This is a genomic window from Erwinia sp. Eh17-17, from assembly GCF_039675725.1.
GTDB lineage: Bacteria > Pseudomonadota > Gammaproteobacteria > Enterobacterales > Enterobacteriaceae > Erwinia.
In genome coordinates this window covers 1-3,332 of sequence record NZ_JBDFQT010000022.1, presented here as the reverse complement: position 1 = coordinate 3,332, position 3,332 = coordinate 1, and the positions used below count along the sequence as shown (strand labels likewise).

2 protein-coding genes are annotated in these 3,332 nt (G+C 54.1%); both read left to right on the top strand.

Annotated elements, in window-relative coordinates; translation table 11 throughout:
• Positions 1-299, top strand: a 299-nt coding sequence (locus ABEH87_RS21560; RefSeq protein ID WP_346579398.1) for an autotransporter outer membrane beta-barrel domain-containing protein, incomplete at its 5' end; no start/stop codon positions are given.
• Between the two features lie 157 nt (positions 300-456).
• Positions 457-3,332: pertactin-like passenger domain-containing protein (locus tag ABEH87_RS21555; RefSeq protein WP_346579396.1), on the top strand; the 2,876-nt coding region annotated here is incomplete at its 3' end.

Sequence of the window (3,332 nt, the reverse complement as noted above, 5' to 3'; positions counted from 1 at the left end):
GCCCGGTGCAGGGTCGGGTAGGGGTAAGCGCCGGGAGGCAGGTGGCGATAAAGCGGGGCCTGACGGTGGAGCCCTGGGTCAGCGTGGCGTGGGTGGGCGCGCTGGGTAAAGGGGCGGATGTGAAGGTCAATCAGCATCATTTTGCCAGCGACCTGCCGGGGGACCGGGTGGAGGCGGGCATGGGGGCGAGCTTCAGCCTTGGCGGCGGGCACGTGCTGACGGCCGGAGCGGAGTACGCCAGGGGCAGCCGGAGCGTGCAGCCGTGGTCGGCGACGCTGGGCTACCGCTATAACTTTTAGTCCGGCCGGGTTATCAGCGGGCAGGGACGCCCGAACCACATCTTAATTCTGTAGGTAAGGAAAATTCCTACTCATCTTTCAGGCCTGCTGCTGACTGAATTTCGAATTTAAGAAAATATAATCACCTGTCTATGTTATATATTTCAGGATTATATGTATGCTGCATCTTTTCTTTTGTTTTCGTTCTCGTTATAAACTAAGTTATTTATTTTTAGCCAGTTCGCTGGCTGTTCATTCTCAGCAGGTTTTTTCATCTGGAACTATCGCTGATAAAATTAAACTGGATATTAATTTTTTAAGCTCTGTACCTAAAGATAGTATTTATGTGGCCAGAAATGGTGGGATGATATCGATAAAGGATGTTAAAAATAATCTACCCGGGCGAATTAAGATAAATGACAAAAGCTCTGCTTTGTTAAGCGGTGTTGATTTTTCTGGTCGGGTAAAAAAGTTACCTGGTAAAGAGAATGCTTCTTTTATAAACGTAGGTAATTTTAGCAACCTAAACATAGAGGATTCAACTATACAGATAAAAAACGATTCAATGTCGGTATTACATAATCTGTGGTCTGATTCTCAAGTTGATGTAAGTAACTCATCTGTCGTTATTGAGGGTAAAAATGCGATAACGTTCAACATTGAGAATTGGGTCAACCTGTCAAAAAGCCAGGTGACTGCGAGAGGTGATAAGTCCAGCGTCATAGTATTTAGTGGGAGGTTTACAGAGCTTAATGCTGAAGATAGTATCATTACTGGTGATGTGAGAGCATCAGGCGATTCTTGCAATATAAATTGCGGATATTTATTCCTGACAAAAAAATCCTTGTTGGCAGGATCTGTTAATTTTGTTAACCAGGTAAGTATGAATGATAGTCGGTGGGAACTAAGTGGAGACTCTGATTTTAATGTTTTAAACATGTATGGTGGTAGTGTTATTTTTAATTCTGACGGTTTTTTTAAAACCCTGAGGCTAAACGAGTTGAGGGGTGAAGGTATCATTCACATGAATACCAATCTGTCAGAAGGAAAAAGTGACCAGCTGTTTGTGCGTGGGGAAAATGCAGCTGTTGGCAGTTTCCAGCTGTTGATAAGTGACACAGGTAACGAGCCGCAGAACGCAGTTGAATCCCAGCGACTAATATTTACCCAGGGCGGCTCTGTAACGTTCACTCTGTTAGGCAAACATGTTGATCTCGGTGCATATCGCTATACGCTGCAAAGGCTGGGTAACGACTGGCAACTGACCAGGGGAAAAGTATCAAAAGAGGCTGAGACAAAAAAGACTTTGTCAGAGGGAACGGTGAGCGTGCCAGTTTCGAATACATCAAATTCATTGGTCACGGTATCAGAAATACCTGCCGTTTCATCAGAAAAGTCTTTTAGTAAACCGCCAATCTCTGCCGTAGCCACGCCTTCTGAGCAACAGGGGTCTACTGTAACAGCCAGAGTAGCGGCATCGGTAATTACTGAACCTGCGGGTACGATAGCAGATCAGGTCCAGGCAGCTTCAACGCCAGCTATTTCTGAACGTTCGGAATCAGCCGGACTCTCTGTAACGGAATCGACCGGGCCAACTATAACCGCGACAGAAGTTGCCTCTGTACCCGTGGGCGTATTAGCAGAGCAGCCTGTGGCAGATACAAAATCAGCTATGTCCGAACGTCCTGTGTCGGCCGGGTTATCCAGCGCTGCCCTTGCGGGAACGACGCAGCCGGCGGTTGCGGTATCAGGGCTGATCCCGGCAACCTCAGCGCCAGTCGTCTCTGCATTACCTGAGCTGGCTGGAATTACCGCGCCAGCGGACGTGAAGGCAGAGCCGTCTTCTGAAGTAGCGGAACCGGCACCGGCGCTCTCCGGGCAGTCGGCGTCAGCCGTGACAACAACAGCATTAGCCCTGTCTGAACAGCCGGAGTTATCCGGAGCAGCGACAGGCGCTGCCGCGGGAACAGCAGAGCCGGTCGTTACTGTCGAAGTGACGACTGTGCCAGCATCAATTCAATTTATCCCTGAGCTGTCAGCATCAGCCGGGGCATCCGGCGCTGTCCTCGCGGGATCGGCGGAGTCGGCGGTTGAGGCATCACTGCCGCTCCCGGCAACTTCAGCGCCAGCCGTCTCTGCATTACCTGAGCTGGCTGGAATGACCACGCTGACTGACGTGGATATAGCGGCCGAAGAATCACAGATGCCGGCGTCAGTCGCAGCAGCCACCGTCGCTGTTGAAGAGCCGGTTGTGCCAGCCATCATTCAAGCCATGCCTGAGCAGTTAGCGTCAGCCGTCTCTGCATTACCTGAGCTGGCTGGAGTGGCCACGCTGACTGACATGGATGCAGCGATCGAAGAGTCAGAGACGCCAGCGGCAGTCACGAGGTCAGTGCGGTCAGCAGCCTCAGCCGCGCCAGCGGACGAGAAAGCAGAGCGGCCTTCCGAAGTAGCAGAGCCGATCCCGGCGCTCTCCGGGCAGTCGGCGTCAGCCGTGACAGCCGCAGCCCTGTCTGAACAGCCGGAGTTATCCGTAACAGCTACAGGCGCTGCAGCGGGATCGGCAGAACAGTCCCCGGCAACCTCAGCGCCAGCCATCTCTGAACGTTCGCAGTCAGCCGGGGCAGCCACAGCGACGGTGGCAGAGTCAGCGGCGGTGGCAGCAGAACAGCCCGCAGCAGCGTTAACACCAGCAGCGGCAGAGCAGCCGGCAGCAACGGTAGCACCGGCCGTTTCAGAAGCGCCTGCACCGGTCGCAGCCACAGAACAGCCGGCAGCCGCCACAGAAACCATCACACCGGAAAAACCGGCTATGGCAGAAGTGAACCCCGCGCCGGTGCTCTCCTCCGGGGCGAACGCCGCCCTGGCTTCACAGACGGCGCTGTCCGGCGTGGTCCAGTCCGCGGCGGCGCTGCCGGACCAGCGCGACGACGCAGGCCGCGGGGGCGTGTGGGTCAAATCGTCGGCCAGCCGGGTCAGCCATGCGGCGGGTCAGGCGCGGGCGTTTTCGCAGCAGCGTAACGCCACCCTGCTGGGGGTGAGCGGGAGTGCGGC